At 66.4% G+C, this 26,460-nt stretch carries 25 protein-coding genes; all 25 read right to left on the bottom strand.

What is annotated here, in order from left to right:
• Positions 1 to 33: 33 nt before the first annotated feature.
• On the bottom strand, positions 34 to 330 hold the full coding sequence (locus G7Z99_RS02195; RefSeq protein ID WP_219854040.1) for an Hpt domain-containing protein: 297 nt from the start codon (positions 328 to 330) through the stop codon (positions 34 to 36).
• Positions 331 to 410: 80 nt separating this feature from the next.
• Positions 411 to 2,108, bottom strand: coding sequence for an ATP-binding SpoIIE family protein phosphatase (locus tag G7Z99_RS02190; protein WP_181091622.1), 1,698 nt, complete (start codon positions 2,106 to 2,108; stop codon positions 411 to 413).
• A gap of 16 nt (positions 2,109 to 2,124) precedes the next feature.
• Complete coding sequence (locus G7Z99_RS02185; RefSeq protein ID WP_181091620.1) at positions 2,125 to 2,430, bottom strand: STAS domain-containing protein; 306 nt, start codon at positions 2,428 to 2,430, stop codon at positions 2,125 to 2,127.
• A gap of 78 nt (positions 2,431 to 2,508) precedes the next feature.
• Positions 2,509 to 2,961, bottom strand: a complete 453-nt coding sequence (gene fliJ / locus G7Z99_RS02180) for a flagellar export protein FliJ (protein WP_181091618.1) — start codon at positions 2,959 to 2,961, stop codon at positions 2,509 to 2,511.
• Positions 2,962 to 2,966: 5 nt separating this feature from the next.
• Entirely contained in the window at positions 2,967 to 4,325 is a 1,359-nt protein-coding gene (fliI, locus tag G7Z99_RS02175; protein ID WP_181091616.1) for a flagellar protein export ATPase FliI, read from the bottom strand.
• Positions 4,315 to 5,076 (bottom strand): flagellar assembly protein FliH, encoded by a 762-nt coding sequence (fliH, locus tag G7Z99_RS02170; RefSeq protein ID WP_181091614.1) that lies wholly within the window; start codon positions 5,074 to 5,076, stop codon positions 4,315 to 4,317. Before fliH ends, fliI begins: the two co-directional genes overlap by 11 nt.
• Before the next feature lie 67 nt (positions 5,077 to 5,143).
• Entirely contained in the window at positions 5,144 to 6,163 is a 1,020-nt protein-coding gene (gene fliG / locus G7Z99_RS02165; protein WP_181091612.1) for a flagellar motor switch protein FliG, read from the bottom strand.
• Complete coding sequence (gene fliF, locus G7Z99_RS02160; protein WP_181091610.1) at positions 6,156 to 7,937, bottom strand: flagellar basal-body MS-ring/collar protein FliF; 1,782 nt, start codon at positions 7,935 to 7,937, stop codon at positions 6,156 to 6,158. Before fliF ends, fliG begins: the two co-directional genes overlap by 8 nt.
• A gap of 14 nt (positions 7,938 to 7,951) precedes the next feature.
• Complete coding sequence (gene fliE / locus G7Z99_RS02155; protein ID WP_144938648.1) at positions 7,952 to 8,284, bottom strand: flagellar hook-basal body complex protein FliE; 333 nt, start codon at positions 8,282 to 8,284, stop codon at positions 7,952 to 7,954.
• Positions 8,285 to 8,389: 105 nt separating this feature from the next.
• Positions 8,390 to 9,742, bottom strand: coding sequence for a sigma-54-dependent transcriptional regulator (locus tag G7Z99_RS02150; RefSeq protein ID WP_181091608.1), 1,353 nt, complete (start codon positions 9,740 to 9,742; stop codon positions 8,390 to 8,392).
• Positions 9,739 to 10,962, bottom strand: coding sequence for a sensor histidine kinase (locus tag G7Z99_RS02145; RefSeq protein ID WP_181091606.1), 1,224 nt, complete (start codon positions 10,960 to 10,962; stop codon positions 9,739 to 9,741). Before G7Z99_RS02145 ends, G7Z99_RS02150 begins: the two co-directional genes overlap by 4 nt.
• A 367-nt stretch (positions 10,963 to 11,329) precedes the next feature.
• Positions 11,330 to 12,805, bottom strand: coding sequence for a sigma-54 dependent transcriptional regulator (locus tag G7Z99_RS02140; RefSeq protein WP_181091604.1), 1,476 nt, complete (start codon positions 12,803 to 12,805; stop codon positions 11,330 to 11,332).
• A 164-nt stretch (positions 12,806 to 12,969) separates the two neighbouring features.
• The gene (locus G7Z99_RS02135; protein ID WP_181091602.1) at positions 12,970 to 13,266 is read right to left on the bottom strand and encodes a flagellar protein FliT; all 297 of its coding nucleotides are present in this window, start codon (positions 13,264 to 13,266) and stop codon (positions 12,970 to 12,972) included.
• An 11-nt stretch (positions 13,267 to 13,277) separates the two neighbouring features.
• Positions 13,278 to 13,676, bottom strand: coding sequence for a flagellar export chaperone FliS (gene fliS / locus G7Z99_RS02130; RefSeq protein ID WP_181091600.1), 399 nt, complete (start codon positions 13,674 to 13,676; stop codon positions 13,278 to 13,280).
• 125 nt (positions 13,677 to 13,801) lie between these two features.
• Positions 13,802 to 15,202 (bottom strand): flagellar filament capping protein FliD, encoded by a 1,401-nt coding sequence (gene fliD / locus G7Z99_RS02125; protein ID WP_181091598.1) that lies wholly within the window; start codon positions 15,200 to 15,202, stop codon positions 13,802 to 13,804.
• 86 nt (positions 15,203 to 15,288) lie between these two features.
• Positions 15,289 to 15,657 carry a flagellar protein FlaG gene (locus G7Z99_RS02120; protein ID WP_181091597.1) on the bottom strand — a complete coding sequence of 123 codons (369 nt, stop codon included), beginning with the start codon at positions 15,655 to 15,657 and terminating at the stop codon, positions 15,289 to 15,291.
• A 69-nt stretch (positions 15,658 to 15,726) separates the two neighbouring features.
• On the bottom strand, positions 15,727 to 16,578 hold the full coding sequence (locus G7Z99_RS02115; protein ID WP_060394408.1) for a flagellin domain-containing protein: 852 nt from the start codon (positions 16,576 to 16,578) through the stop codon (positions 15,727 to 15,729).
• Between the two features lie 252 nt (positions 16,579 to 16,830).
• On the bottom strand, positions 16,831 to 17,766 hold the full coding sequence (locus tag G7Z99_RS02110; protein ID WP_181091595.1) for a ketoacyl-ACP synthase III: 936 nt from the start codon (positions 17,764 to 17,766) through the stop codon (positions 16,831 to 16,833).
• A 260-nt stretch (positions 17,767 to 18,026) separates the two neighbouring features.
• Complete coding sequence (locus G7Z99_RS19980; RefSeq protein WP_181091593.1) at positions 18,027 to 20,945, bottom strand: TIGR00180 family glycosyltransferase; 2,919 nt, start codon at positions 20,943 to 20,945, stop codon at positions 18,027 to 18,029.
• 31 nt (positions 20,946 to 20,976) lie between these two features.
• Positions 20,977 to 21,714, bottom strand: coding sequence for a cephalosporin hydroxylase family protein (locus G7Z99_RS02100; protein ID WP_181091591.1), 738 nt, complete (start codon positions 21,712 to 21,714; stop codon positions 20,977 to 20,979).
• A 114-nt stretch (positions 21,715 to 21,828) separates the two neighbouring features.
• Positions 21,829 to 22,707: an NAD-dependent epimerase/dehydratase family protein gene (locus G7Z99_RS02095; RefSeq protein WP_308812270.1), complete on the bottom strand. Its 879-nt coding sequence runs from the start codon at positions 22,705 to 22,707 to the stop codon at positions 21,829 to 21,831.
• Positions 22,704 to 23,945, bottom strand: a complete 1,242-nt coding sequence (locus G7Z99_RS02090; RefSeq protein ID WP_181091587.1) for a class I SAM-dependent methyltransferase — start codon at positions 23,943 to 23,945, stop codon at positions 22,704 to 22,706. Before G7Z99_RS02090 ends, G7Z99_RS02095 begins: the two co-directional genes overlap by 4 nt.
• Positions 23,942 to 24,502 carry a dTDP-4-dehydrorhamnose 3,5-epimerase family protein gene (locus G7Z99_RS02085; protein WP_181091585.1) on the bottom strand — a complete coding sequence of 187 codons (561 nt, stop codon included), beginning with the start codon at positions 24,500 to 24,502 and terminating at the stop codon, positions 23,942 to 23,944. The genes G7Z99_RS02090 and G7Z99_RS02085 overlap by 4 nt, the downstream gene beginning before the upstream one ends.
• Positions 24,499 to 25,581 carry a CDP-glucose 4,6-dehydratase gene (gene rfbG / locus G7Z99_RS02080; protein WP_181091583.1) on the bottom strand — a complete coding sequence of 361 codons (1,083 nt, stop codon included), beginning with the start codon at positions 25,579 to 25,581 and terminating at the stop codon, positions 24,499 to 24,501. Before rfbG ends, G7Z99_RS02085 begins: the two co-directional genes overlap by 4 nt.
• Positions 25,563 to 26,336 (bottom strand): glucose-1-phosphate cytidylyltransferase, encoded by a 774-nt coding sequence (rfbF, locus tag G7Z99_RS02075; RefSeq protein WP_181091581.1) that lies wholly within the window; start codon positions 26,334 to 26,336, stop codon positions 25,563 to 25,565. The genes rfbG and rfbF overlap by 19 nt, the downstream gene beginning before the upstream one ends.
• Between the last annotated feature and the right edge of the window lie 124 nt (positions 26,337 to 26,460).

The raw sequence follows: 26,460 nt of genomic DNA, 5'->3' as shown, positions 1-26,460 counted from the left end.
CACAAAAGCAGGCAAGACTCGCGCCAGTTTCCCTCAGACGGCCGAAAACCGCTCGTGCTCGCCGCGGTAGAAGCGGCGTACTTCGAGGTATTCCTGGTCGATGCGGTTGATCAGGTCTTCGATGCCGTACAAGGGCAGCTGCCCCGCGCGCTCCTCGAGCTGGCGGCACAGTTCGGCCAGGCCCACGGCGCCCATGTTGCTGCTGCTGCCCTTGAAGCTGTGGGCGGCCCGTCCCAGCTCGCTGGCGTCCTTGGCATCGTGCAATTGCAGCAGACGCCGCTCCGAGTCTTCCAGGAAGATCTCGACCAGGTGAAGGTAGCCATCTTCCATGACCTCCCGCAGGTCGTTCAGGACCTTGTGATCGATGCGATGCTCTGACACTTGTTCACTCCTTGACCAAGTCACTGACCCTAGGCGCCCCAGGTGAATTCCACATGGGCCCGACGCCCACCTTCGAGCCATTGCGCACGCTGGCTCAGACGTTGTACCAGATCCAGACCGCGCCCGCTCAAGCCGCGCTGCGCAGGCCCGGGGGCCAGGACACGCTGGACGTCGAAGCCCTTGCCACTGTCGAGCACTTCGATCACCAGGCGCCCCCCATCGTCCTTCGGTTCGACCTGCAGCGCAAGACGCACGAAGCCCTCGGGCGCTGCCGCCAGTCGCAAGGCGCGCTGTCGATAATAATCGGCGAACCCTGCGGCGTCGCGCTTGAGGGCCGAATCGAGCTTCAACACCCCATGCTCCAGGGCATTGGAGTACAGCTCCGTCAGCACACTGTGCAAGGCGCCGCTGCGCGCGCGCAGGCCGGGCACCTCCTGCAGCAGTTGCAGCAGGAACGGGATCGGGTTGAGCTGCTGCAGGCTCTCGTCGCACAACTCGAAGGACAACGACCAGCGCGGCGCGGCGGACACCCCGCGGCGTTGCGCCCCGAGCACCGACAGGGGCGCCTGCTCGGGCTCGGCCAGGCGGATGTCGACCAGGCTGACATCGTCGCGCACATGCCCGCCGAAGGCCGCCAGGGCCTGCAGAACACGTTCGAGCGAGGAGCCGCCGGCGTCGTCGGCGTTCAGGGCGGCCTGCAAATGCTCCACGCCGAAAGGCCGATCCTGGACATCGCGTCGATCGACCACCCCATCGGACACCAGGAACAGCCGGTCGCCGGCCTGCAACGGCATGACCTCCAGTTCATCGTCGAACTGCCCGCTTCCGAGGATCCCCAGGGGCAGGTGCCGTGAACGCAAGGCCGCGCGGATGCCACCGGTAGCGTCCAGGCGATAGCCGTCGGGCATGCCGCCGTTCCAGACCTCGACGGTGCGATGCTGAAAGCTGACGCTGACCACCACGGCGCAACAGAACATGTCCACGGGCAGGATGCGCTTGAGCTTGGCATTGAGCTCGCGCACCACCTCGGCCAGCCCATAGCCCTTGGCCGTCATGCTGTAGAACACGTCGGCCAGTGGCATGGCGCCGACCGCCGCCGGCAGGCCGTGGCCGGTGAAATCGCCCAGCAGCACATGCATGTCGCCCGAAGGCGTGTGCGCGGCCAGCAACAGGTCGCCGTTGAACAGCGCATAAGGCGATTGCACGTAACGGATGTGCGGCGAATTCAGGCAGCCCGAGTGGGTGACCTTGTCGAACACCGCCTTGGCCACCCGCTGCTCGTTGAGCAAGTGGTGGTGATGCCGGGCGATCTCGTCGCGCTGGGCCAGGACGGTGGCCTGCAACCGGCGCAGGCGGTCCATGGCGCGGATCTTCGCCGCCAGCAGGGTCGCGCTGTAGGGCTTGGGCATGATGTCGTCGCCACCGGCTTCCAGGCAGCGGACCAAGGCGTCCTCTTCGCTCAGGGACGTGAGGAAGATGATCGGCACCAGCGCCTCGCCGGCCAACTGCTTGATCTGCCGCGCGGCCTCGAACCCGTCCATCACCGGCATCAGGGCGTCGAGCAGCACCAGTTGAGGCGCCTCGCGGGTGAACAGCTCCACGGCCTGCCGACCGTTTTCGGCGGTGAACACCTGGTGCCCCTGGCGGCTGACGATCCGTGCCAGCAGCAGCCGGTCGGCGGCGGCGTCCTCGGCGATCAGCACGCGCAGCGGTTCACTGGCGGACATGGGCAGGCCTCCTGCGTCAGCCGATCTCGAACAGCTTGGAAAAATTGGAGATGGCCAGGATGGTCCGCACGTCGGTATTGGCGTTGATGACGTTCACGCGCGCCTGGTCGCCGCCCTGGTAGTCGCGCAGCAGGAGCAGCATGCCCAGCGCCGAGCTGTCCAGGTACGTGGTGCCGGCCAGGTCGACCACCACCTGCTCGGGCGCGACGGGCTGGTCTTCGTAGGCGCTTCGAAAGGCCTGATGCAGGCCGAAGTCGAACCGCCCGCGGACCTTGATCGTCAAGCGTTTTTCATCCATTGAAAAGTCGGTATCGACAGCCATGATGCGATTCCTTGGGCCCGTGCGAACGTCGAGGCTAGGACAGGTGTAGCAGGCCTGCGCCCGCGGGGCAAGCCATCGTCAAGGCTGCTCCAGCCGTGGCAGGCGCTGGGCCAGCTCGTCGAGCAGCTTCTGCTCGCGCTTGTCTTCGGCGCGGCGGGCCTCGTCGAGGTAGCGCTGCACCAGCTTGCGCAGCCCTTCGACACGGGCGTAGGCCTGCTGCCAGGTCTGGCGGGCGTTGTTGAGGTTGTTCTGGTGCCAGGTCAGGCTCTGGCGCTGCTGGTTCATCGCCGTCTCCAGCTGGCCGAGAAAGCGCTGGTAGTTGAGCAGCCAGCTGCCGTCGACACCCTGCCCGCCGCGGTTGACCCACTGCTGCTGATAGTCTTCGCGAAAGCGCTCGAGCTCGCTCAGCTTGGCCTGCGCCTGGGTGACCTGCTGCTGGAACTGCCCCAGGCGCTGAACGGCCTTGCGTTCGGCTTCCTCGGCCATTTCCACGACGGGGGCCAGGCGGGCGGCACGACTGTTGGTGGCCATGGCCGTCAGTTACCGGGAGGCGCAGCGAACAGGCTGCCCAGCTGGCCACGGCTCTGGTCGAGGCTGACGTTCTCGTTCAGCGCCTGGCGCAGGTAGCCGACCAGCCGTGGCTGCAAGGCGATCGCCTGGTCGGTCTCGGCATCGCCGCCGGCCACATAGGCACCGACGCTGATCAGGTCGCGGGCCTGGGACAGTTTCGACCAGAGCTGCTTGAACTTCTGCGCCTCGCGCAGGTGTTCGGGGCTGACCACCTGGGGCATGACCCGGCTGATCGACGCTTCGATGTCGATCGCCGGGTAATGGCCCTCTTCGGCCAGGCGTCGGGACAGCACGAAGTGGCCGTCGAGCACGCCACGCGCCGAGTCGGCGATCGGGTCCTGCTGGTCATCGCCTTCGGAGAGCACCGTGTAGAACGCGGTGATCGAGCCACCGCCCGCCTCGCCATTGCCGGCACGCTCCACCAGCTTGGGCAGCTTGGCAAACACCGAGGGTGGATACCCGCGGGTGGCCGGCGGCTCGCCGATGGCCAGGGCGATCTCGCGCTGGGCCTGGGCGAAGCGGGTCAGCGAATCCATCAGCAGCAGCACGTTCTTGCCCTTGTCGCGGAAGTACTCGGCGATGCGCGTGCAGTACATGGCCGCACGCAGTCGCATGAGCGGCGCATCGTCGGCGGGCGATGCCACCACCACCGAGCGCTTCAGGCCTTCGCTGCCGAGGATGTGCTCGATGAATTCCTTGACCTCGCGCCCCCGCTCGCCAATCAGCCCGACCACGATGATTTCGGCCTCGGTGAAGCGGGTCATCATGCCCAGCAGCACCGACTTGCCCACCCCGGTACCGGCGAACAGACCCAGGCGCTGGCCACGACCCACGGTCAGCAGACCATTGATGCTGCGGATGCCGACGTCCAGCGGCTGGCTGATCGGGTCGCGGTTGAGCGGGTTGATCACCGGGCCGTCGATCGGCACCCAGTCCTCGGCCTTCATGCCGCCACGCCCGTCGAGGGGGCGCCCGACGCCGTCGAGCACTCGCCCGAGCATGCTCATGCCCATGGGCAGGCGACCGCTGTCGGCCAACGGCACCACCCGCGCGCCCGGCGCGATGCCGGCGACGCTGCCGACCGGCATGAGGTACACCTTGCTGCCGGAAAAGCCCATGACCTCGGCCTCGACCTGCACCGCCTGGTAACTGTCGTCGTTGATCACCACGCAGCGGCTGCCCACCGCCGCACGCAGCCCTTCGGCTTCCAGGGTGAGGCCGACCATGCGCAGCAGGCGCCCTTCCACCACGGGCCGGGTCGGCAGGTCGATGGCGCCGAGGTAGCCGGACAGGCGCTTGGCGAAACTGGTGCGTTCAACCGGCATCAAAGGTGTCCGTGTCGATGGTCAGGTCAGGGCTGGCCGGGTGCAGGACCTGATCGTGCATCTGCACGAACAACTGGCCCACGGCCTGCTCAATGCGTGTCTCCATGCTGGCGTCGATGCGACTGTGCGCCGTCTCGATCCGGCACCCGCCGGGCAACAGCGTGTCGTCCTCGAGCAGCCGCCAGGTTTCTTCGTGCCGCTCGCGCAGCGCCTTGGCCGCGTCGAAATCCTGCGGATTGAGGTGGATGCGGATGTTCTCGGCGCCCATCGGCAGCAGCTTGAGGGCCTCGCGCAACACCTGGGTGATCTGCGCGGAATCCAGGCGCAGCTCGCGCCCGATCACCTGGCGGGTGACGTGGCTGACCACGTGCACCAGGCCGCGCTCGATCTGCGCGTCCTGCTCGGCGATCGGTTCGAGCAGCTGCTGCATGACACGCTCGAGGCTGTCCAGCCTGGCCGCCAAGGCCACCTCGGCCTCCTGGCGCACCTTGAGCTGGGTGCTGTGGAAGCCCTCGCGCTCACCCGTGGCGAAGCCCTCGTTCCAGGCCTCCTGCCGGATGCTCTCGAGTTCCTCGAGGGTCAGCGGCTGGACGTCCTCGAGCGGCACTTCCTCGACTTCGTCTTCCACCGCCTGGGGTTCGGGCTCAGGCGCCGGTTCAGGCGGCGGATCGAAGCTGGGCAGCGCCCAGACGTCCACGCCCCGCAGGTCGCGGGCGCGGATCAGGTCGCTGGAGGGGTCGTTGCTGGACATGCGCTGGGGTACTCGAAACCGTGACTGAAGGGCCGGGCATCACACGTTGGACACCCGGCCAGGCCCATCAGATCATTTCTTCGGCGCCTTTGCCACCCAGCACGATCTCGCCGGCCTCGGCCATGCGCCGGGCGACGGTGAGGATTTCCTTCTGCGCCGCCTCGACATCGCTGACCCGCACCGGCCCCTTGGCCTCCAGGTCGTCGCGCAGCAGCTCGGAGGCACGCTTGGACATGTTCTTGAAGACCTTGTCCTTGAACTTGTCGTCGGCCCCCTTGAGCGCCACCACCAGCACGTCCGAGGACACCTCGCGCAGCAGCGCCTGGATGCCGCGGTCCTCGACGTCGCCGAGGTTGTTGAAGACGAACATCAAGTCTTCGATCTGCTCGGACAGGTCGCTGTCGACCTCGCGGATCGAGTCCATCAGCTGGCCTTCGACGGAGCTGTCGAGGAAGTTCATGATGTCGGCGGCGCGCTTGATGCCGCCCAGGGTGGTGCGTGCGGCGTTGGAGTTGCCGGAGAACTGCTTCTCGAGGATCTGGTTCAGCTCCTTGAGCGCGGCCGGCTGCACGGTGTTGAGCGACGAAACGCGCAGGATGATGTCCAGGCGCACCTTGTGGTCGAAGTTGCTCAGCACCTCGCCGGCCTGGTCGGGGTCGAGGTAGGCGACGACGATGGCCTGGATCTGCGGGTGCTCGTAGCGGATCACGTCGGCCACCGCACGGGGTTCCATCCACTTGAGGCTGTCCAGGCCGCTGGTGTTGCCGCCCAGCAGGATGCGGTCGATCAGGCCATTGGCCTTGTCCTCGCCCAGGGCCTGGTTGAGCATCTTGCGGATGTAGCCATCCGAGCCGACGCCCAGGCTGGTCTGGTCGCCGACGATGTCGACGAACTCGCCCATCACCTGTTGCACCTGCTCGCGGTTGACGGTGCCCATCTGCGCCATGGCCACGCCGACGCGCTGCACTTCCTTGGGCCCCATGTGCCGCAGGACCTGGGCCGCGTCGGCCTCGCCGAGCGACAGCAGCAGGATGGCAGCCTTGTCGACCTTGGTCAGTTTGGCGGTAGCGGCTCGATTGTCACTCATCGTCGTTGATCCACTCTTTGACGACCTGGGCGACACGGCCCGGGTCTTCGGCCACCAGGCCTTTGATTGCGTTCAACTGCGCCTCGTAACCCTCTGTCGGGCTAGGCAGCAGAATGCTTTGCGGCCCGCTGAGGCTCACACGGTCGTTGGCCAGTTCGCCATCGGCACCGATCATGCCGCCCATCTCCATGTCGCTGCCCAGCGCCTCGGCCGGACGGCCGCCACCGGAAATGTTCTTCAGCACCGGGCGCAGCACGCCGAACACCAGCACCAGGATGAACAGCACGCCGAGCACCTGCTTGACGATATCCCAGAACCAGGGCTGCGAGTAGAACGGCACTTCGGCGATGACTTCGCCGCGGTCGGCGGAGAATGGCACGTTGATCACGCTGACGCTGTCACCCCGGCTGGCGTCGAAGCCCACCGCGTCCTGCACCAGGCGAGTGAAGCGCGCCAGGTCTTCGGCGCTCCAGGGCGCGCGCGAGGTCTGGCCGGTCGCCGCGTCGAGCTTGAGCTGATCGTCCACCACCACGGCCACCGACAGGCGGGTCAGGCGCCCTTGCTGCTGGCGGGTGTGGCTGATCGAACGGTCGAGCTCGAAGTTGCGCGTGGTCTGTTCACGCTTGTCGCTCGGGTACGGCGCCAGCATGGGCTGGCCGGTGGCCGGGTCCATGATCTGCTGGCCGTTGGCGTCGAGCAGGGGCTGGCCGGGCTGGATCGCACCGGCGGCAGCGGCGCCGCCGGTGGCGACCTGCGGTGCGGCGGCCGCTGCCGGTGGCTGGTTGCTCAGCGCACCGGGCACGCCCGACGAACCCGAACTGCTGGAGCGCTGTTCGTTGACCGCCTGCTCGCTGCGCAAGGCCGGCTGGTCGGGGTTGAACTGTTCGGAGGTGGACTCGACCGCGTTGAAGTCGACGTCGGCCGACACCTCGGCCTTGTAGCGATCGTTGCCCAGCACCGGTTGCAGGATGCTTTGCACGCGCTGGGTCAGCAAGCCTTCGATGCGCCGGCTGTAGTCGAACTGCTTGCCGGCCGCGCTCAGGGCGGTGTCCTGCAACTGATCGGACAACAGGTTACCCTTCTGGTCGACCACGGTGACCTGCGACTTGTCCAGCTCCGGCACGCTGGTCGCCACCAGGTTGACGATGGCCATGACTTGGCCGGCCTCGAGCGAGCGTCCGGCGTACATCTCGATCAGCACCGAGGCGCTGGGCTTGCGCTCGTCGCGCACGAACACCGAGCTTTTCGGGATCGCCAGGTGCACGCGGGCGGCCTTGACGTTGTTCAGGCTGGAAATGGTCCGCGCCAGTTCGCCTTCCAGGCTGCGACGGTAACGGGCCGCCTCCATGAACTGGCTGGTACCCAGGCCCTGCTCCTTGTCGAGCATCTCGAACCCGACGTTGCCGTCGTTCGGCGCAACGCCTGCGGCAGCGAGCTTCAGGCGTGCACGCGACAGGTCGTCGGCCTTGACCAGCAAGGCACCGGAGTTCGGTTCCACGGTGTAGGGAATGTCGGCGGAGGCCAGGGTGTCCATGACCTGCTTGGTGTCCATGCCCGCCAGGCTGCCGTACAGCGGCCGGTAGTCCGGCTGCTGCGACCAGAGCACCACGGCGAAGCCGATGGCCACGCTCGCAGCCAGGCCGACCAGCAGGCCCATCTGGCGCAGCACCGGCATGCGCGAAATGTTCTCCAGGAACGCCAGGCCCGGCAAGCCAGGCTTGCGTGGGGCGGGAGCGCCGCTGGTAGCGGGTGGAGTGTCGAGTGCGTCGGCCATGTCTTAGCTTGCCCTCAAACCGGCATCTGCATGATGTCCTGATACGCCTGGACGACCTTGTTGCGTACCTGGGTCAGTGCCTGAAACGACACGCTGGCCTTTTGCGAGGCGATCATCACGTCGGTCAGGTCCACGCCGCTCTTGCCGATCTCGAAGGCGTTGGCCAGCTGCGAGGACGCCTGCTGGGTCTCGTTCACCTTGCCGATGGCCTGACCGAGCATGTCGGCGAAGTTCATCGAACCGGCCTCAGGGGCGGCCGTGACCGTCGTCCGGGACAGCGACATGGCATCGGCCTGCATGGCGCGCATGTCCAACATCAAACGATTGAATTCAACACCTTGGCTCATGGACTTCTCTCTGCGGCGGCCGCATTTTTTTGACACTCCTGCGGCGGATAGGCACGATCTAGCAACAAGGATGCCAGTACCTGTTTCAGCGACGTGACAGGGCGCTCAAAGGTCGGGTTCGGCGTCCAGGTCCAACCCGGCATCGCGCATCTGCGCCAGCTTGTAGCGCAGGGTGCGGGCGCTGATACCGAGCCGATCGGCGGCTTCCTTGCGCCGGCCGCGCTCGGCACGCAAGGCATCGAGGATCATCTGGAATTCATGGCGGCGCAGGTCGTGCTCCAGCCCTGCAGGCACGCCAGCGCCTTGCGCCGCGTCAGGCGCGGCAGGCGGCGGCACGCTGCCCTCCAGACAGAAATCCGCCACTTCGATCACGCCCCCCTGCTGCAGGATCAGCGCGCGCTGCAACGCGTTGTCCAGCTCGCGCACGTTGCCCGGCCAGCCATACGTCAGCAATCCGTGCCGGGCCGCCTCGGAGAAGCGCACGGGCGTGTGCCGCATCTTGCCGACGTGGCGCGCCAGCAAGCGCTCGGCCAGCGGCAGAATGTCGGCGCTGCGTGCGCGAAGCGGCAGCAGGCGCAGCGGGAAGACCGACAGCCGGTAGTAGAGGTCCTCACGGAATCGCCCTGCCGCCACCTCGGCCGCCAGGTCGCGGTTGGTGGTGGCCAGCACGCGGATATCGAGCGCGATCGGCTTGCGCCCGCCGACCCGCTCCACCTCGCGCTCCTGCAGGACGCGCAGCAGCTTGGCCTGCAAGGCCAGGGGCATCTCGGAGATCTCGTCGAGCAGCAAGGTGCCGCCCTGGGCCTGCTCGAACTTGCCGGGTTGGGCCGCGATGGCGCCGGTGAAGGCGCCCTTTTCATGGCCGAACAACGTGGCCTCGAGCATGTTGTCGGGGATCGCCGCGCAGTTGATGGCTACGAAAGGCTGCTCGGCACGGGCCGAACGGCCATGGATGTAGCGCGCCAGCACTTCCTTGCCGGTCCCTGATTCGCCGGCGATCAGCACCGTCGAGTCGCTGCGCGCGACCCGGGCGGCGAGGTCGAGCAGGTGGCGACTGGCCGGGTCGCATGCCACCGGCCCCTCGTCGTCGGGCAGCAGGCGGCCCTGGCCATGCCGCTCGACCAGCGCCAGCAGCGCCTGCGGCTCGAACGGTTTGACCAGATAGTCCACCGCGCCCTGGCGCATGGCCTCGACGGCGCGCTCGACGGTGGCATGGGCGGTCATCAGCAGCACGGGCAGCTGGGGCTGGGCGTGACGCAGGTGCGCCAGCAACCGATGGCCATCCATGCCGGGCATGTTGACGTCGCTGATCACCAAGGCATAGGCGTCCTGCGCCACGGCCGCCAGGGCCGCCTCGGCACAGTCCACGGCCCGGTGCGCGAAGCCGCCGACCTCCAGGGTGTCGGCCAAGGCCTGACGCAGCGCGGGGTCGTCTTCCACCAGCAGGACCTTGGTCATGGGCGCGCCGGCACGCAGGGGTGCGCCTCGATCAAGGGCAGCTCGAGGTCGACGCAGGTACCCCGCCCCAGGCGCGAGCGCCACCGTACGCGCCCCTGGTGCGCGCGCACCACCGCCTTCGTCACGGCCACCCCCAGCCCCGTGCCGGTGGCCTTGGTGGTCAGGAACGGTTCACCCAGGCGGGCCAGCAGGGGCGGCGCGATACCGGGGCCGGCATCGCTGATGGCCAGGCGCAAGGTGGTGCCGCGTCGGTAGAGGTGCACCTTGAGGCGAGCCGGTGCCTCGCTGGCCTGCAGGGCATTGTCCAGCACGTTGAGCACGGCACCGACCAGGGTGTCGCGGTTGCACAACAGCTCGCCCAGGCGCGCGTCGCACTGCCAGCGCACGGCATGGCCCTGGACATGGCTCTGCGCGGCCTGCTGCAAGGCCTGGAACAGCGCCTTGGGCGTGAGCCGGTCGGTCAGGGGCAATTCGCCTCGGGCGAAGACCAGCATGTCGCGCACCTGGTGTTCCAGCTCGTGCAGGCGGGCCTTGAGGGTGTCGGCGAAGCGTTGACGGGTCGCGGCGGGCAGGTTGGCCTCGGCATCGGCCAGGTGGCCGGCGTACAGCATGGCCGCCGACAGGGGGGTACGGATCTGATGGGCCAGGGACGCCATCATGCGGCCCAGGGAGGACAGGCGTTCGTGCCGCGCCAGCTGGTCTTGCAGGTGCCGGGTTTGCGTCAGGTCGGTGAGCAGCACCAACTGGCCCGGCTCGGCGTCCAGCGAGCGGGTGGCGATGGACAGGCGGCGCCCGTCGCGCAGCGACACTTCGTGTCCATCGTCCTCGCGCGGTGCGAAACAACGGGCGATGACCTGACGCCACAGCTCGCCGCGCAGCGGCTCGCCCAACAGGTCGCTGGCGGCCGGGTTGGCCTCGCACACCCGCCCCTGGGCATCGATGACGACCACGCCACCGGGCAGCAGGTCGAGCAGGTGCCGCAGACGGTCGGCCAGGCGCGCCTTGTCGTCCAGCTCCGCCAGGCGCTGCTCGCTGACAGCGGCCAATTCGCCCTTGAGCGCGTTGACTCGGGCTTCGAGCATGCCGTAGGAATCGGTGAGCTGGTCGGCCACCTGATCGACACGAGAGACGGCCTGTTCTCGAAGCGAACGGCTACGCGGGCCAGGCAGCGCCGAAGCGGGATGAGCCGAAGGCGGGGCAGATGAGGCGGCGTGGGGCATCGTGCTGTCTCGTAGGGCTGACCGTCAAAAACGGTACGGTACGAGAGGAGGAAGCAATCACCGTGCCGGGTGGGAACAAAACAGCCTGGGGGCACGCAGCGAGTTCGAAGCCGCCATCGCGGGCAAGCCCGCTCCCACACCCGTATGAGCCACGCCGCAGTGATGCAGCAATCGCTCACCCTTTTGCAAGAGTGTCTTGTGGGACCCAGTCGCGGCACGGGGGCTGCTCCCGCACCCGTAGTTACACCGCAGTGGTACAGGCGATCGCGGTACTGTGGGAGCGGGCTTGCCCGCGATGGGCTGCAAGGCAGCCCCATGAAACGTCAGTGGCGCGCGCCCATGACTCTGGACGAGCGCCGCACACCGCTCACTCGTCCGCCGCGTCTTCCCCTTCACGCCGGCTCATGCCGTACTTGCGCATCTTTTCCACCAACGTGGTGCGACGGATGCGCAAGCGTTCGGCGGCGCGGGCCACGATGCCATTGGCGTCGTCCAGCGCCTGCTGGATCAACCCCTGCTCGAGGTTGCCCAGGTAGTCCTTGAGGTCCAGGCCTTCGGGCGGCAGCATCGCATGGCCCGAGAAACTGGTGGCTTGGCCGTTGATCGCGACGCGCTCTTCGAGCTCCGAGCGCAGGCTGTCGACCATCTGCTCGTCCTCGTCCTCGATGTAGCGGAACTTCTTCGGCAGCTCGGACACCCCGATCACGCCGTACGGGTGCATGATCGCCATGCGCTCGACCAGGTTGGCCAGCTCGCGCACGTTGCCCGGCCAGCCATGGCGGCACAGGGACATGATGGAGGCCGAGTTGAAACGGATCGAACCGCGCTTCTCATGCTCCATGCGCGAGATCAATTCGTTCATCAGCAGCGGAATGTCCTCGACCCGCTCACGCAGTGGCGCCATCTCGATGGGGAACACGTTGAGCCGGTAATACAGGTCTTCCCGGAAGGACCCGATCTCGATCATCTGCTCGAGGTTCTTGTGGGTCGCCGCGATGATGCGCACATCGATGCTCTGGGTCTTGTTGCTGCCCACCCGCTCGAACGTACGCTCCTGCAGCACACGCAGCAGCTTGACCTGCATGGGCAGCGGCATGTCGCCGATCTCGTCGAGGAACAGCGTGCCGCCGTTGGCCAGTTCGAAGCGCCCGGCCCGGCTGGTGATGGCGCCGGTGAACGCGCCCTTCTCGTGCCCGAACAGCTCGCTCTCGAGCAGCTCGGCCGGAATCGCCCCGCAGTTGACCGGCACGAACGGCGCTTCGCGGCGCTTGGAGTGGTAATGCAGGTTGCGCGCGACCACCTCCTTGCCGGTGCCCGATTCGCCCAGGATCAGCACGCTGGCGTCGGTATCGGCCACCTGCTGCATCATCTGCCGGACATGCTGGATCGCACGGCTGGTGCCGACCAGGCTGCGGAACAGGTTGGTCTCGCGCTGGCGGCCACGTTCGCGGGCCTGGTCGTACATCTCGCGATAGACCTGAGCGCGGTGCAGCGAATCCAGGAGCTGGCTGTAGCTGGGGGGCATTTCCAGGCTGGACAGCACCCGACGGCGCAGCTCTTCGGGGAAGTCGGCAACAGAAATATCGCCAATCAGCAAAATCGGAAGGAACTCATCCCAGGCCAGCACGGTCTTAAGCAGCCCAAGTACCGTCGCAGGTGCCTCGACGGTGCCGATGAGCACACAGAGCACCTCCCGGTTCGACGCCAGCGCGTCGACCGATTGAGACCAGTCCTGGCTAGAGCAAGGCAGATTCTCTTCGCCCAGGAAATTCAGGACCACCGCCAAGTCGCGGCGGCGCTCGCTGTCGTCGTCGATCAGGAGAATTTTTGATTCACGCCACATGCAATAGCAACTTCCCTAGTCATATCGGCGCCCGGGGGCAGGCTCGACACCATTACGACTGAATGCTCAGCGTTCACGACGTCATCTACGAAAACAGCTACTAGTTAAGTCAAAAAACCACGAGCAGTCAATTTGTTGGCGCACGTGTTTTGCATCATCCAGTGTCAGCTGAACAGATGGTATACCTTCGTCGCCGTCTGTGCCTGTCGGATTTCAGTCATTTCTGCCATCACACTTTGACGCTCGTCACTTGCAATATCGATTAACTGGCGGTAAACGCCCAGCAATTCCTCGAGCCGTCCCTTCACCGCCTGCTGGTTGACCGCCGATTCGGCCAGCACATCGTCGACGCAGACCCGGCACTCCAGGTCCAGCTCGCCGATGGCGTTCCAGTCGCGCGTGGACAGTGCAGCGAGCAGGGCCTGACGGGTCTGGTCGATGCGTTCGAGGACTGCATTCATCGGGGTGCCTCCTAGAAATCCGTGCCGGCCTGGTCGCCGATCGCGTCCCAGCCTTCTTTGACGGTGATCAGCAGACGCGCCACTTCATCGATGATGGCCGGGTCGTTGCTCACGTTGGCCTCGATCAGGCGTCGGCTCATGTAGCTGTAGAGGCTGTCCAGGTCGGCCAGTTGCGCACCGTGATTCTCCAGGTCCAGCCCTTCGCGCAGGCCACCGATGATGTCGATGGCCTTACCGATCAGCACGCCACGCTGCGCCACATCGTTGCGCGCCATGGCGCCCTTGACCTGAGCCATGCGGTCCAAGCCCCCTTGCATCAGCATCTGCACCAGGCGGTGCGGGCTGGCTTCGGAGGTTTGCGCGACGCTGTTGACTTTCTGGTATTGGCGCATGGCCAGCATTGGGTTCATGGTCTGCCTCATTGCAGCGAATGGATTGCATGTACTGGGTTATCGTCGCCAGGCCGAGAAACTTTAGGCCAAAAAAACCCGCGGGGCTCTGGAAGCGACCGCGGGTCGGTGGGCTCGAACGCCGATCAGGAATTCTTGGCCTGGGCGTTGATCGCGTCGAAGATCGAGGTGATCTGCGCCGCCTGGGCCTTCATCTTGCCCAGTGCGGCGTCGAGCGCCACGTAGCGCTTGGTGAGCGATTCGGTCAGCGACTCGGTCCGGCGGTCCAGCGCCGCCTGCTGCTCGGTCAGGCCCTTGGCGACCTTGTCCAGGCTGCTCTTGCGGGTGGCCAGGCTGCCGTCGGTGGCGTTGTAGGGGGTGATCGAGCTCTTGAGCCGGCTGAACAGGCCCTTCTCGCCGGTGAAGAACGCCTCGACGCTGGTGCCGAGCTTCTTGTCGTTCATCGCCGTGGTGAAGGTGGTCGTGTTGAAGGCCAGCGTGCCGTCCTTTTGCGTGGCCACACCGAGCTGACTCAGGGTGGACAACTGATCGCCCGCGCCGGCTGTCGCCAGCACGCCACGGATGTCGGCCAGCAACGAGCGCGTGGTCGGGTCGTTGGTCAGCGAGCCGAGGACCGTCTTGCCATCGGCGTCCGTGGACGTGCTGGTCAGGGACGAGATGCCCTTCTGCAAGGTGTTGAAGGCATCGACGAACGCCTGCACCGAGGTCTTCAGGCCATCATTGTTGGGCGCCACCGTCACCGTGACGGCCGTCGCCGGCACCGGCGCCGAGGCCAGGTCCAGGGTCAGCCCGCTGATGGCGTCGGTAATGGTATTGATGCCACTGGTCACCTTCAGCCCGTCGATGCTCAGTGAGGCATCCTTGGCAAGCCCGGTGATGAAACCGGCGCCGTTGCCGCTCATCTGCTGGGTGCCGTCGATCGCCAGCGAGGCGATGCCGCTGACCGATACGTCCGAACCCGCACCGGTGACGTTGGAGCCCAGCACCAGCCGAGCGCCATCCCCGGCATTGATGATGTTGGCCGAGAAGCCCTGGGGCCCGAGCTCCTTGTTGAGCTGGTCGCGCACGCTCTGCAGGGTGGCGCCGTCGGCGACGTCGATCGAGTAGCTTTTGCCGTTCTGGGTGAGGGTCAGCTTGCCCGCTTCCACGCTGCTGGTTGCCCCCCCGGTGAACACCTGGCTGGCGATCTTGGAACTGGTCGCCAGGTTGTCGACCTGGACGCTGTAGCTGCCGGCGACCGCCGTGTTGCTCGAACTGACCTTGAGCACGCTTTCGTTGGACGAACTGGCGGCAAAGGCGTTGAACGAGGGCGCGGTGGTGCTGCTGAGCTTGTCCAGCGACGACTGGAAGGTGGTCAGTGCGCTGCGCAACGCGCCGATGCCCGACAGCATCGCGCTGTTGTTGCTGGTCTGCCGAGTGATCTGGCCTTGCTTGGCCGCCGTGTCTGCCTTGACCAGCGACGTGACGATGGTGCCAATCTCCAAGCCGGAACCCAGGCCGGTGCTGGATACGATGGTAGAAGCCATGTCATTGTCTCTCTCTGTTGATCGCTATGCCTGATCCGGGTGTCCCGCCCCTGCCCTGAACGGAAAAACCGGCAGGGGTCGATGGATCAGACCTTGGCACTGAACAGGATGCTCGCGGTATCGTCCAGGGCACGGGCGATGCGCAACGCCTCTTCGGAAGGCAGCTGGCGAATCAATTCCCCGGTGTCGCTGGCGATGACCTTGACCACCAGCCTGCCAGATTCCTCGTCGGTCGAGAACTGGAGATTGCGTCGGCTGGCGTTCAGGAATTTTTCGATATCGGATACAGCGCTCTTGAGCTGGTCGGCTTCGTCCACCGACCCAGGCTCGGGGGTGATGTCCGTACGACCTGGGTCAGCTGGCGGGGAACCAGGCGTCGCGATGGGCCGTTCGGCGGCCGTGTCGTCTGCGCGGGGTGCCTGATAGGGCTGGCTGAACCTGACGTTGATGTCCATGACATTCACCTCGAAACGAAAAGACGGGGAAGCGTCTTACGACACTCCCCCGCCGATGGCCTTCACCGATTACTGAAGCAGCTTCAGAACCGAGGATGGCAGCTGGTTGGCCTGGGCCAGAACCGACGTGGACGCCTGTTGCAGGGTCTGCTGCTTGGTCAGCTGAGCGGTTTCAGCGGCGAAGTCGGTGTCCTGCACGCGACCACGAGCGGCCTCGGCGTTTTCGTTGATGTTCTGCAGGTTGTTCACGGTGCTGGTCAGGCGGTTCTGCGAAGCACCCAGGTCGGCACGCGTGGTGTTGATGGTCTGCAGAGCAGCGTCGATGGCCGACAATGCCTTGTTCATGCTGGCTTCAGCAGTAGCGCTGTCGGTACCGGTGATGGCGACGGTAGCCGAGTCGACGCTGAGCGCGCCAGCGGTGAAGCCGCTGTCCAGCGAAATGCTGATCTGGTTGTTGGCACCCGAGTTGGAACCGACCTGGAAGGTCATCTTGCCAGCGGTACCGTCGAGCAGGTTCTTGCCGTTGAGCTGAGTCGAGTTGGCGATACGGGTCAGCTCGTCGGACATTTGCGCGAATTCTTTGTTCAGCGCTTCACGGTCCTTGGTGCTGTTGGTGTCGTTTCGCGACTGGACGGCCAGTTCACGCATACGCTGCAGGATGTTGGTCTGTTCCTGCATCGCGCCTTCAGCGGTCTGGGCGATGGAGATGCCGTCGTTGGCGTTCTTGATCGCCATGGTCTGACCACGGATCTGCGAGGTCATGCGGGTAGCGATCTGCAGGCCGGCAGCGTCGTCTTTGGCGCTGTTGATCTTCAGGCCGGAGGACAGACGGGTCATCGAAGTGCTCAGCGCATCGGCAGCCCGGTTCAGGTTTTTCTGAACGCCCAGAGAAGTGGTGTTGGTGTTGACAGTCAAAGCCATGACGAATTCCTCGTGGTATGGGTACTACGGCTTCCGGCCTTGGCAAATCGCCGGGCGTGGCACAGAGAACCTTCGTAGTAGTTATCGTCGTCAGGGCGGGTTGCTTTAGGAAAATTTGCAAAAAATTTGCTGCCAGGCTGCCACTGTCGAGAAATCAATGACTTGCCGTGCTGCGCCTTCCAGGCCACGTGCTGGAAGGCCTGACGCAAAACGCCGCTCGGCAGGAGCGGCGTTGGCAACGCGTACGACCCGTCAGCGTTGGCGTTCGAGAATCGCCGAGCCCCACGACAGGCCCACGCCGAAACCGCTGAGCGCGACGCGCTGCAGGCCAGAGCCGAGCACGTGCTTTTCCAGCAGCAGGGGGATGCTGGACGACACCGTGTTGCCCGTCTCGAGCATGTCCTTGACGAACTTGTGCTTGTGCGCGCCGTCGTCGAACCGCGACGACACCGCATCGACGATGGCCGCGCTGCCCTGGTGCAGGCAGTACAGGTCGACCTGGTCGGCGCTCAGGCCACTGGCCTCGAGCAACTGGTGAAGATGCGCCGGCACCTTGACCAGGGCGAAGTTGTAGACCTGGCGGCCGTTCATGAAGAACGTGCCGTCGGTGGTGCGCAGGTGCTCGGCCCCTGCCCCGTCGCTGCCGAACAGCGACTTGCCCAGCTGCCAGGGGGCATCCTCGCCCATCCAGGTGGCGGTGGCGGCATCGCCGAACAGCATGGTGGTGTTGCGATCCTCAGGGTCGACGATCTTCGAGTACGGGTCGGCGGTGATCAGCAGGCCGTTCTTCAGGCCCGTGGCCTCCATGAAGCCCTTCATGGCGTACAGGCCGTACACGTAGCCCGAGCAGCCGAGGGAGACGTCGAACGCCGCGACGGCGGTGGACAGGCCCAGCTTGTGCTGGACGATCGCTGCGGTGTGGGGCAAGCCTTCGGCATCGCCGTTCTGGGTGACGACGATCACCACCTCGATCGAGGCAGGGTCGAGCGCCGGGTTGGCGGCGAACAGGTTGCGGGCGGCTGCGACACCCAGGTCGGAGGTTTCCTGGTGCTCGTCCTTGCGCGGCAGAAAGGTCGAGCCGATCTTGCCGAAGATGAAATCCTGGTCTTTGCCGAATTTCGCACCTTGGGCGTAGTTGTCCACACCCTCGAGCGGTACGTAGCTGGCGATGCTTTTCAGGCCAATCATATGGCTTCCCAATTCAGTGACAGCGCAACACATGCGGCGACTTCACAACGGCCAGGCCCCAGGTCTGTCGAGGGACATCGACACCTGCCAGGCGCGCCGGAAGACGAGGCAACGATTCGTGGTCGGGTAATATACAGGGGAGATGCGCGATATGACTCTCGAGTCACGCGCTTTTTTTGTGACGTGCCCTGCAAGGACGTCACCGAAGGGGGGATGCCGCCCTGCCTTCGACTCGAAAGCAGGGCGGCACCGGCGGGCGCTCAGCCGCCCAGGGCCTGCCAGTCGACCTCGGCCAGTGGGTCGACCGTGAACAGCGTCGGGCCGGTGCCGTGGTTGGCATTGTGGAACGGGTCATGCGGGATCGAGGCCGGGTGCACCTCGGCCCAGGGCGAGGACAGCCCGCCCGTGGCGTCGCCATGGTCGATCGCCTGGACCTGCGGCGTCCAGACCACCAGCAGCCCGGCCGCCGCGAGGCGTGGACAGAGTTCGACCTGCACGGCACGCACCGACGCCAGCTGCGTGTCGAACCCGCCCACGGCCTGCACGGCCTCGGCGCGCACCATCAGGCACCCGGACACGGCGAACACGTCATGCTCGACGCTCAGGCGCCGCAGGTAGCCAGATTCCTTGCGCGACGCGCCGACGAAGGCGGCCTGCAGCGACGACGGCTCAGGCAGGGCCAGGCCCGCCTCGCGTACCTTGTCGTGCGCATCCAGCAGCAGCCCGCCGACCGCGCCCACTTCTGGACGCAGGGCCTGGTTGAGCAGCCCTTCGAGCCAGTTGGCATTGAGTACCTCGACCGACTCCGACAGCACGACCAGGTACTCGCCTCGCGCCTGCTGACGCGCGCGCTCGAGCAGCGCACCCGACGGCACCGGCTGCTCGCTGCGCACCACGCGCACGCGGCTGCCGGCCGCCTGCAAGGCGTCGAGCCACTCGCGCAGCGCCGTCGACTGGCTGGCATTGTCGGCGATGAGGATCTCATGGTGCTGATAACGCGTGCGCTGGACCACGGCGAGCAAGGCCCGCTGCACGTCGACCGCATTGTCATGGCAGTGCAGCAGGATCGAAACCTGGGGACGCTGGGTGTGCCGGTAGTCGATGCGATGAACGCCCGGCGCTGCCGAGGAGACGTCGGCATCGTAGCCACGCTGGCTCAACGCATGGGCCAGCACGCTGCGCGTCTGGCCTTCGTCCTCCTCGGTCGGTGCCGCGCAGGTCAGCAACGGTTCGGCCAGGTGCGCCAGCCCTGCCAGCCCCTGCGCCTCGATCAGGCGCAGCAGCAGGTCGAACTCCAGGGCCTGCGGCCAGCGCGCATCGAACCCGCCCATGGTCAGCAGCAGGTCCCGACGCAACAGCCAATGCCGGGCCATCAGCCCTGGGACGCCCTGCAGCAGGTCCAGGTTGACACCAGGGCGCAGCACGTCCGTCAGGCGACCGTCGGCCTGCACGTGCACCTCGTCCATGGCCACGGCACGCACGCCCTCCGCCCCCAGCAACTCGAGGCTGGCGCGCAGCAGGCCACTGGCGGTGAAGCGATCGCCTGCATCGGCCATCACGACCCAGTCGGTGTCCAGCTGGGCCACGGCCTGGTTGAGGCGAGCGACCGGCTGCCGAGCGTCGACCGGCACGAAGTGCACGGTCTGCCCCGAATGGGTCTGGGCCGGTGGCTCACCGGCCGTCAGCACCACGACCTTGAAGCGCCGGCACAGCCCGTTCATCAGGCTGTCGAAGGTGGCTTGCAGACCTTCGGGGTCGTTCTTCAGGTCGAGCAGCACGATGCCGAAGGACGGCCCACCGTCCGCCTCGGCCAGCCGCTGGCGCAGTCGCTCGAGCGCGGCCGGCGACGGCACTCGGCGCTCCAGCCAGTTCAGCAGCCGGCCCGACGGCAGTGCGTCGAGCAGCGCCTGGCTGTCGTAGCTCGGTACCGCCTCGAGCCGGGCCAGCCAGGCACGCAACGGGACGGCCTCTGCGTCTTCTGCCGTCTCGAGCGAGGCCAGCAGGCGTTCGACCACCTGACGGTTGAACGGGCTCAGGGTCAGCGCCTGCCACAGCCGCGCACACAGCGTGCGCTCGTCGTCGTTGGCCTGCACCTGCATCAGCTGCCGCTGACGCACCAGGATCGGCTCCAGCTCGCGCAGTTGCAGACGGCCACAGGGCAGGCTGTGGATGAGGTGCTCGAACTCGGCAAGCAGGTCGAACATCGGCTTGGTGTAGTACGGCATCTCGAGGAACTGCTGTTCACCGAAGGCGCGGGTCGGCTCCGGCGTCGGCAGCAGCCAGTGCGAGCGCACGATCATGCAGCCTTGCAAGGCACGCCCCGTGAGCAGGCCGTCAGCCATGGCCTGGAAGGCCTCCAGGACGACCTGCTTGGCCTGCTCGAGCGTCAGCGGCGCCAGGCCGGTCGGCAGGCCGGCCAGGAATTCGGCGAACTGCTCGCGCTCGCGACACGCGGCTTCGCTTTGGTAGGTCAGCACGGTCAGCACGTTGGTGTTGTGCTCCGAACCGCCCACGTTGGCCTCGCGCACGGCATAGGGAATCGGCAGCACGCGGGCCTTGGCGTTGGTCAGCAGGTAGAAGGTATGGCCGATCTCCTGCCATTCGAAACTGGTCCCGGCCGGCAACAGGCGGTACCACTGCTGGATCAGGTCGGTACGGGTGACCGCATAGAACGGTGGCAGGAACTGCCCCATGAACTCGACCAGGCGCCGCGCCGGGTCGTCGCTGCCGTAGTCTTCCTGGACCCGCTTGTCACGGCGGAAGTACTGCACCTCGGTGCCGCGCCCGACGTACATCATGCCGTAGCCGTGGCACACCCCGTAATCGGGATGTGCCTGCAGGAACGCCACCGACTGGGTCATGCCGTCGAACAGCAGGAAGTCGTCGTCGGCAGCGAAAGTCATGAACGGCGTCCTGATCCGCTCGACGCCATAGGCCAGCTTGTCCTGCAACCCGGTGTAGGTGAACTGCGGCAGGTGCAGGTATTCGACGTGCGGAAAATCGGCCTGCAGCGTTGCGTCGACCTGGCTGGACGAGTCCAGCACCATCAGCGAGGCCGGGTAATCGCGGTAGTAATGCAAGGTGCGCCGCAGGAACGCCGGCCGGTTGTGGGTGATGAGCACGACGGTGAGACGGTTGCGTAGCGCGTCGTCTGCGAATCGGGAAGAAGAAAGAGGCACGGTACGCTCCTGCGCGACGGGTAAGGAAAGGTCAGCGAACGCGACGCAGGTAGCCGTCCGAGGCGACGGTCAACAGCAGCTTGTCCTGCACCGACTGGTCGATCTGGAAATCGTCGTTTTCCTCGAGGAAGGCCCAGACCGCGGTCTTCGGGTTGTCGCCAGGGCCCCAGGGACGATCGGGGAAGGCATCGGCCGGCATGTCCTCGACCACCGTGTCCATGACCACGCAGTAGCCGTCCACCGACACCAGCGGCGCGTAATGACGCAGCTCCTCAAGCACATGGGCGTGGGTGTGGTTGGAGTCGAGCACGACCATGACCCGCTTGCCCTGGGCATGGGCGCGGACCCGCTCGACCATGTCGAGGTCGATGCTCGAGCCTTCGAACAGGGTGATGCGATGGGCCATGGGATGGCTTTCGATGGCGTGGCGGTTGTGCGCGCGGATGTCCACGTCGATGCCCAGCACCTCTCCATGCCCCAGCAGCTGCAACAGCGAGGCGTAGTAGACGATCGAGCCGCCATGGGCGACGCCGCACTCGATGATCAGGTCAGGCTGGATGCGCCAGACCAGCTCCTGCATGGCGATCATGTCTTGCGGCAACTGGATGATCGGTCGCCCCATCCAGGAGAAGTGGTAGGTGTACTTGTGCTTGGCCGACTCGTCGTAGAAATCGCGCGCCAGCTGCTTGAGCGTCTGGCTCTGCCCTTGCTCGGCGATCTGCATCGCGCACTCTTCGGCAAAGATCTGCTGGGGGGTCTTGTCGCTCATGAACGTCTCCAAAAATCATCGAGGCGCGGCGTCGGCCGCGAAACACACCACACCGTGGCGACCAACAGGGCCGCGCACGTGTCGAAAAAGGCAGGCGCCCCTGCTCGGCAGGGTTCAGGCCGCATGGCCGGTGCCCTGGGCCACAAGCAGCCGGTCGAGCACCTCGGTCACCGCCCAGAAGGCCATGGGTTCGTGCCGTGGGTAGGGGTAATGCCCCAGGTTGAGCGACAGCGTCGCCCCGCGCGCGGCCAGGTGCCGCTCCACCAGCGTGCGCACGGCCATCGGCTGGCCGCTGGCACAGTTGACGGTGCCGTCGAACGCGCGCTGCGCGATCACCGAGGCCAGCTGGCGCGCCAGGGCCGTGATCGGCTGGAAGTCGCGCAGCTGCTCGCCGCCGGACATGTCGAACACGGCGGCGCCTTGATCGATGGCGCGGTCCAGGGCCGCCAGCAGGCTGTTGGGGTTCTGCCCTTCGCCATGCAGGTAGAACAGGCGCGCCCATTGCAGGACGAACGGATGGTGGCGCTGCAACGCCTGCAGGAACTGATGCAGGCTGTGTTTGGCCAGCCCGTAGGCCGTCTGCGGGCGGGCGGGACACCGTTCGTCCAGCGGGCCGCTCTGGTCACCGTATTCGTAGCAGGTCCCGGTCACCAGCACTTGCGGCACACCCGCCAGCACGGCCTGCTTGATGAAGCGGTAATCGGCGCTCAGGTTCTGCTCCAGGTGGAACAGCGCCTGATAATCGGGCAGGCCGGGCCACGCCAGGTGCGCCAGCACGTCCACGCCCTCGCACCAGGTGGCGACCTGTTCGGCGGTGGCCTCGTGCAGGTCGGCGGCGATGAACGACACCTGCCCGAACCACGGCAGCGTGCTGGCGCGCACGCTGTCCCGCGCCAGTGCACGGACGGTCATGCCGCGCGTCAGCAGTTCACCGACCAGATGGCGGCCGACGAAACCGGTGGCGCCGGTGACCAGTACGACCGGCGCGCTCACAGGACCGTCAACTCGGGCACGGCGACGACCAGCCGCCCTCCCCACTCGGCGATGCCGGCCTGTTCGGCCTGGACCTCCGGCAGCAGGTTCCATGGCAGCACCAGCACGTAGTCAGGGCGCTCCTGGGCGATGCGCTCGGGCGCGACGATGGGGATGCGGCTGCCCGGCAGGTACTTGCCCTGCTTGTGCGGGCTGGCATCGGCGACCCAGGCCAGCAGGTCGCTGCGCACACCGGCATAGTTGAGCAAGGTATTGCCCTTGGCCGCCGCACCGTAACCCACCACGCGCTTGCCCTGCGCCTTGGCCTCGAGCAGAAAGTCCAGCAGTTGCAGCTTGATGGCCTGGGCCGCCGGCGCCAGCGTCGCGTAGAACGCCGGGGTGAGCACACCGGCTTCGCGCTCGGCGGACAACGCCGCGCCCACCGCCGGGCTGACGGCCTGTTCACCCGTCGCGTGGCGCTGGACGAAAACCCGCAGCGAGCCGCCATGGGTCGTGAGCGGTTGCACGTCGAAGACCTGCAGGCCGTTGCGCTGGCAGAGCAGGTCCACGGTGGTGAGCGACAGGTAGGAGTAGTGCTCGTGGTAGAGGGTGTCGAACTGGCGGCCAGCGATCAGCGTCAGCAATTGTGGAAACTCGAAGGTGACCACGCCACCGGGCTTGAGCAGGCGCGCGAAGCCCTCGAGAAAATCATTGATGTCGGGCACGTGGGCCAGCACGTTGTTGGCGACCATCAGGTCGGCCTGCCAGCCCTCGGCCGTCAGCGCCTCGGCCAATGTCGTGCCGAAGAAGTCCTCGCGGATGGCCAGGCCGCGGGCGCGCGCCGCTGCAGCGGTGCTGCGCGTCGGCTCGATGCCCAGGCAAGGGATGCCGCGCTGGGCCACGAACTGCAACAGGTAGCCATCGTTGGCGGCGATCTCGACCACACGGCTGTCGGCGGTGAGCGCGAAGCGCTCGACCATGTCGGCCACGTAGGTCTCGGCATGCGCCAGCCACGACCGCGAGTAACTGCTGAAGTAGGCATAATCGGCGTCGAACAGCTGGTCGGCCTGCTGGTGGGCTTCGGCCTGCACCAGCCAGCAGCGTTCGCAGACCCAGACCTTCAACGGCAGCCAGACCTCGGGCTGCGACAGCTGCTCGGGGCGCAGGTAGGCATTCGACGGTGGCGAGGTGCCCAGGTCGATCAGGGGCAGCTGCAAGGGGCTGGCGCAGGCGCGGCAAGTATGGGAGGCAGGCGTCATGGGTTCAGTCCGCTGAAAGAGTCATCGATCCAGGCATGCTGCTGGTCGCGAAGCGACAGGTTGATCACCGGCAGGGGCCAGTCGATCGCCAGGCGCGGGTCGTCATGGGCCAGTCCGCCCTCGCGGTCCGGCGCATGGTCGGCGCTGTGCAGGTACAGCAGCTCGCTGTCGTCGCTCAGGGTCTGGAAACCATGGGCGAACCCGGGCGGCACCAGCAGGCTGAAACCGCCATCGGCCGTCAGCCGCTCGGCATGCCAGCGCAGGAACGTCGGCGAGCCCCGGCGCAGGTCGACCACCACGTCCCAGACGGCACCACGCACGCAGGTGATGTACTTGCTTTCGGCCGGCAGGCCGGTCTGGTAATGCAGGCCGCGCACGCTGCCACACTGCCGGGTCAGCGAGCGGTTGATCTGGCGGACGTGGAACGGCACGCCCTGTGTCTGCAGGCTGTCCTCGCAGTACAGCCGCGCGAAGGCGCCGCGTGCATCGTCGTGCCGGCGATGCTCGACCCGGGCCAGGCCTTCGAGCGGCAGAGGGATCAGGCGGTATTGGCTCACAACGACTCCTTGTAGTGATGCAGCTGGGTCAGGCACACGGCGCGCATGTCCAGCCCCTGCTGCCAGCCCTGGTGCCAGGCCAGGGTATGGTCGAGGCACTCGGACAGCGACCAGCGTGGCTGCCAGCCCAGCGCCTGGCGCGCCCGCGAGCTGTCCAGCCGCAGCAGGCCTGCCTCGTGCAGTTCACTCTGGCGCAGCTCGACCCCGGCGGCCTGGGGGCACTGCGAGGCCAACAGCTGCACGACTTCGCCGACGCTGCGCGCATCGTCCTCGCCAGGGCCAAAGTTCCAGGCCCCTTCGAACGCCGGGCCGCGCTCGTACAGCGCCTGCGCCAGGTGCAGGTAGCCGGCCAGCGGTTCGAGCACGTGTTGCCAGGGGCGTACCGCCTGCGGGTAGCGCAAGGTCACGGGACGGCCTTCGGTCCAGGCCTTGAGCACGTCCGGGATCAACCGTTCCGGGGAGAAATCGCCACCCCCGACCACGTTGCCGGCCCGCGCCGTGGCCAGGCACAGGCCATGGGCGGCGTGCTCGGCGGCCGGGAAGAACGACGACTTGTAGGACTGCACCAGCAGTTCGCAGCAGGCCTTGCTGCTGCTGTAGGGGTCATGCCCGCCGAGGGCTTCGTTCTCCCGGTACGGCCACGGCCATTCCTGGTTGGCGTAGACCTTGTCGGTGGTGACCACCACACAGGCGCGCACGCCGCCGATCTGGCGAATCGCCTCGAGCAGGTTCAACGTGCCCATGACGTTGGTGGAATAGGTGCCCAACGGGTCGCGGTAACCCTCGCGCACCAACGGCTGGGCTGCCAGGTGCAGGACGATCTGCGGCTGAGCCTCGAGCAGCACGTTCATCACCGCGCCCAGGTCACGCACATCGCCGCGTCGGTCGTCGATCCCCTCCCCGACCCGTGCCAGCGTGAACAGGTTCGGCTCGGTGGACGGGTCCTGGGCGAACCCGATCACCTCGGCGCCCATCTGCTGCAGCCACAGCACCAGCCAACTGCCCTTGAAACCGGTATGGCCGGTCACCAGCACGCGCTTGCCGGCCCAGAAGCCTGGGTTCAGGTCCACTGTTTCCATGGGGCCTCCCCGTTCGCCCAGAGCTGTTCCAGGTAGTTCTTGTCACGCAGGGTGTCCATCGGATGCCAGAAGCCCTCGTGGGTGAAGGCCTGCAGCTGGCCTTCTTGCGCCAGTTGCGTGATGGGCTCGGCCTCCCAGGAGGTGGCGTCACCGTCGATGTACGGCAGCACCGCCGGCGACAGCACGAAGAAGCCACCGTTGATCCAGCCCCCATCGCCGCGTGGTTTTTCGCTGAAGCCCAGGACCCGATCGCCCTCGCACTGCAAGGCGCCATAGCGACCGGGCGGCTGCACGGCGGTCACGGTGGCATGCTTGCCATGGGCGCGGTGGAAGGCGACGAGCTGGCCGATGTCCAGGTCCGAGACACCGTCGCCGTAGGTGAAGCAGAACGCCTCCTCACCTTCGAGGTAGCGTGCGGCACGGCGCAGACGGCCGCCGGTCATGGTTTCCTCGCCGGTGTCGACCAGCGTCACGCGCCAGGGCTCGCTGTAGTTCTGGTGCACGTCCATGCGGTTGGCGCGCATGTCGAAGGTCACGTCGGAGGTGTGCAGGAAGTAGTTGGCGAAGAAGTCCTTGATCGCATACCCCTTGTAGCCCAGGCAGATCACGAAGTCGTGAATGCCGTGGGCTGAGTACTGCTTCATGATGTGCCAAAGAATTGGCTTGCCGCCGATTTCGATCATCGGCTTGGGCTTGAGGTGCGATTCCTCGCTGATACGCGTGCCCAGCCCACCTGCCAGAATGACTGCCTTCATCGAGTTCCTCGTCTGTCGACCCCACCTGCACCGTGCACAGGTGAAGGATTTATGGCGATATCGGAGGTGCATTGCAGGAAGCGCGCCAATCTGGGAGGAAGGTCACGGGCTGCACGTTGCCCGT

This window comes from Pseudomonas entomophila (genome assembly GCF_013523165.1).
GTDB lineage: Bacteria > Pseudomonadota > Gammaproteobacteria > Pseudomonadales > Pseudomonadaceae > Aquipseudomonas > Aquipseudomonas entomophila_A.
This window is presented reverse-complemented; position numbering and strand designations above follow the sequence as displayed.

Coding starts and splice junctions, on each gene's coding strand:
- G7Z99_RS02195 (WP_219854040.1), bottom strand. CDS start 330: ATGGAAGATGGCTACCTTCACCTGGTCGAGATCTTCCTGGAAGACTCG.
- G7Z99_RS02190 (WP_181091622.1), bottom strand. CDS start 2,108: ATGTCCGCCAGTGAACCGCTGCGCGTGCTGATCGCCGAGGACGCCGCC.
- G7Z99_RS02185 (WP_181091620.1), bottom strand. CDS start 2,430: ATGGCTGTCGATACCGACTTTTCAATGGATGAAAAACGCTTGACGATC.
- fliJ (WP_181091618.1), bottom strand. CDS start 2,961: ATGGCCACCAACAGTCGTGCCGCCCGCCTGGCCCCCGTCGTGGAAATG.
- fliI (WP_181091616.1), bottom strand. CDS start 4,325: ATGCCGGTTGAACGCACCAGTTTCGCCAAGCGCCTGTCCGGCTACCTC.
- fliH (WP_181091614.1), bottom strand. CDS start 5,076: ATGTCCAGCAACGACCCCTCCAGCGACCTGATCCGCGCCCGCGACCTG.
- fliG (WP_181091612.1), bottom strand. CDS start 6,163: ATGAGTGACAATCGAGCCGCTACCGCCAAACTGACCAAGGTCGACAAG.
- fliF (WP_181091610.1), bottom strand. CDS start 7,937: ATGGCCGACGCACTCGACACTCCACCCGCTACCAGCGGCGCTCCCGCC.
- fliE (WP_144938648.1), bottom strand. CDS start 8,284: ATGAGCCAAGGTGTTGAATTCAATCGTTTGATGTTGGACATGCGCGCC.
- G7Z99_RS02150 (WP_181091608.1), bottom strand. CDS start 9,742: ATGACCAAGGTCCTGCTGGTGGAAGACGACCCCGCGCTGCGTCAGGCC.
- G7Z99_RS02145 (WP_181091606.1), bottom strand. CDS start 10,962: ATGCCCCACGCCGCCTCATCTGCCCCGCCTTCGGCTCATCCCGCTTCG.
- G7Z99_RS02140 (WP_181091604.1), bottom strand. CDS start 12,805: ATGTGGCGTGAATCAAAAATTCTCCTGATCGACGACGACAGCGAGCGC.
- G7Z99_RS02135 (WP_181091602.1), bottom strand. CDS start 13,266: ATGAATGCAGTCCTCGAACGCATCGACCAGACCCGTCAGGCCCTGCTC.
- fliS (WP_181091600.1), bottom strand. CDS start 13,676: ATGAACCCAATGCTGGCCATGCGCCAATACCAGAAAGTCAACAGCGTC.
- fliD (WP_181091598.1), bottom strand. CDS start 15,202: ATGGCTTCTACCATCGTATCCAGCACCGGCCTGGGTTCCGGCTTGGAG.
- G7Z99_RS02120 (WP_181091597.1), bottom strand. CDS start 15,657: ATGGACATCAACGTCAGGTTCAGCCAGCCCTATCAGGCACCCCGCGCA.
- G7Z99_RS02115 (WP_060394408.1), bottom strand. CDS start 16,578: ATGGCTTTGACTGTCAACACCAACACCACTTCTCTGGGCGTTCAGAAA.
- G7Z99_RS02110 (WP_181091595.1), bottom strand. CDS start 17,766: ATGATTGGCCTGAAAAGCATCGCCAGCTACGTACCGCTCGAGGGTGTG.
- G7Z99_RS02100 (WP_181091591.1), bottom strand. CDS start 21,714: ATGAGCGACAAGACCCCCCAGCAGATCTTTGCCGAAGAGTGCGCGATG.
- G7Z99_RS02090 (WP_181091587.1), bottom strand. CDS start 23,945: ATGACGCCTGCCTCCCATACTTGCCGCGCCTGCGCCAGCCCCTTGCAG.
- rfbG (WP_181091583.1), bottom strand. CDS start 25,581: ATGGAAACAGTGGACCTGAACCCAGGCTTCTGGGCCGGCAAGCGCGTG.
- rfbF (WP_181091581.1), bottom strand. CDS start 26,336: ATGAAGGCAGTCATTCTGGCAGGTGGGCTGGGCACGCGTATCAGCGAG.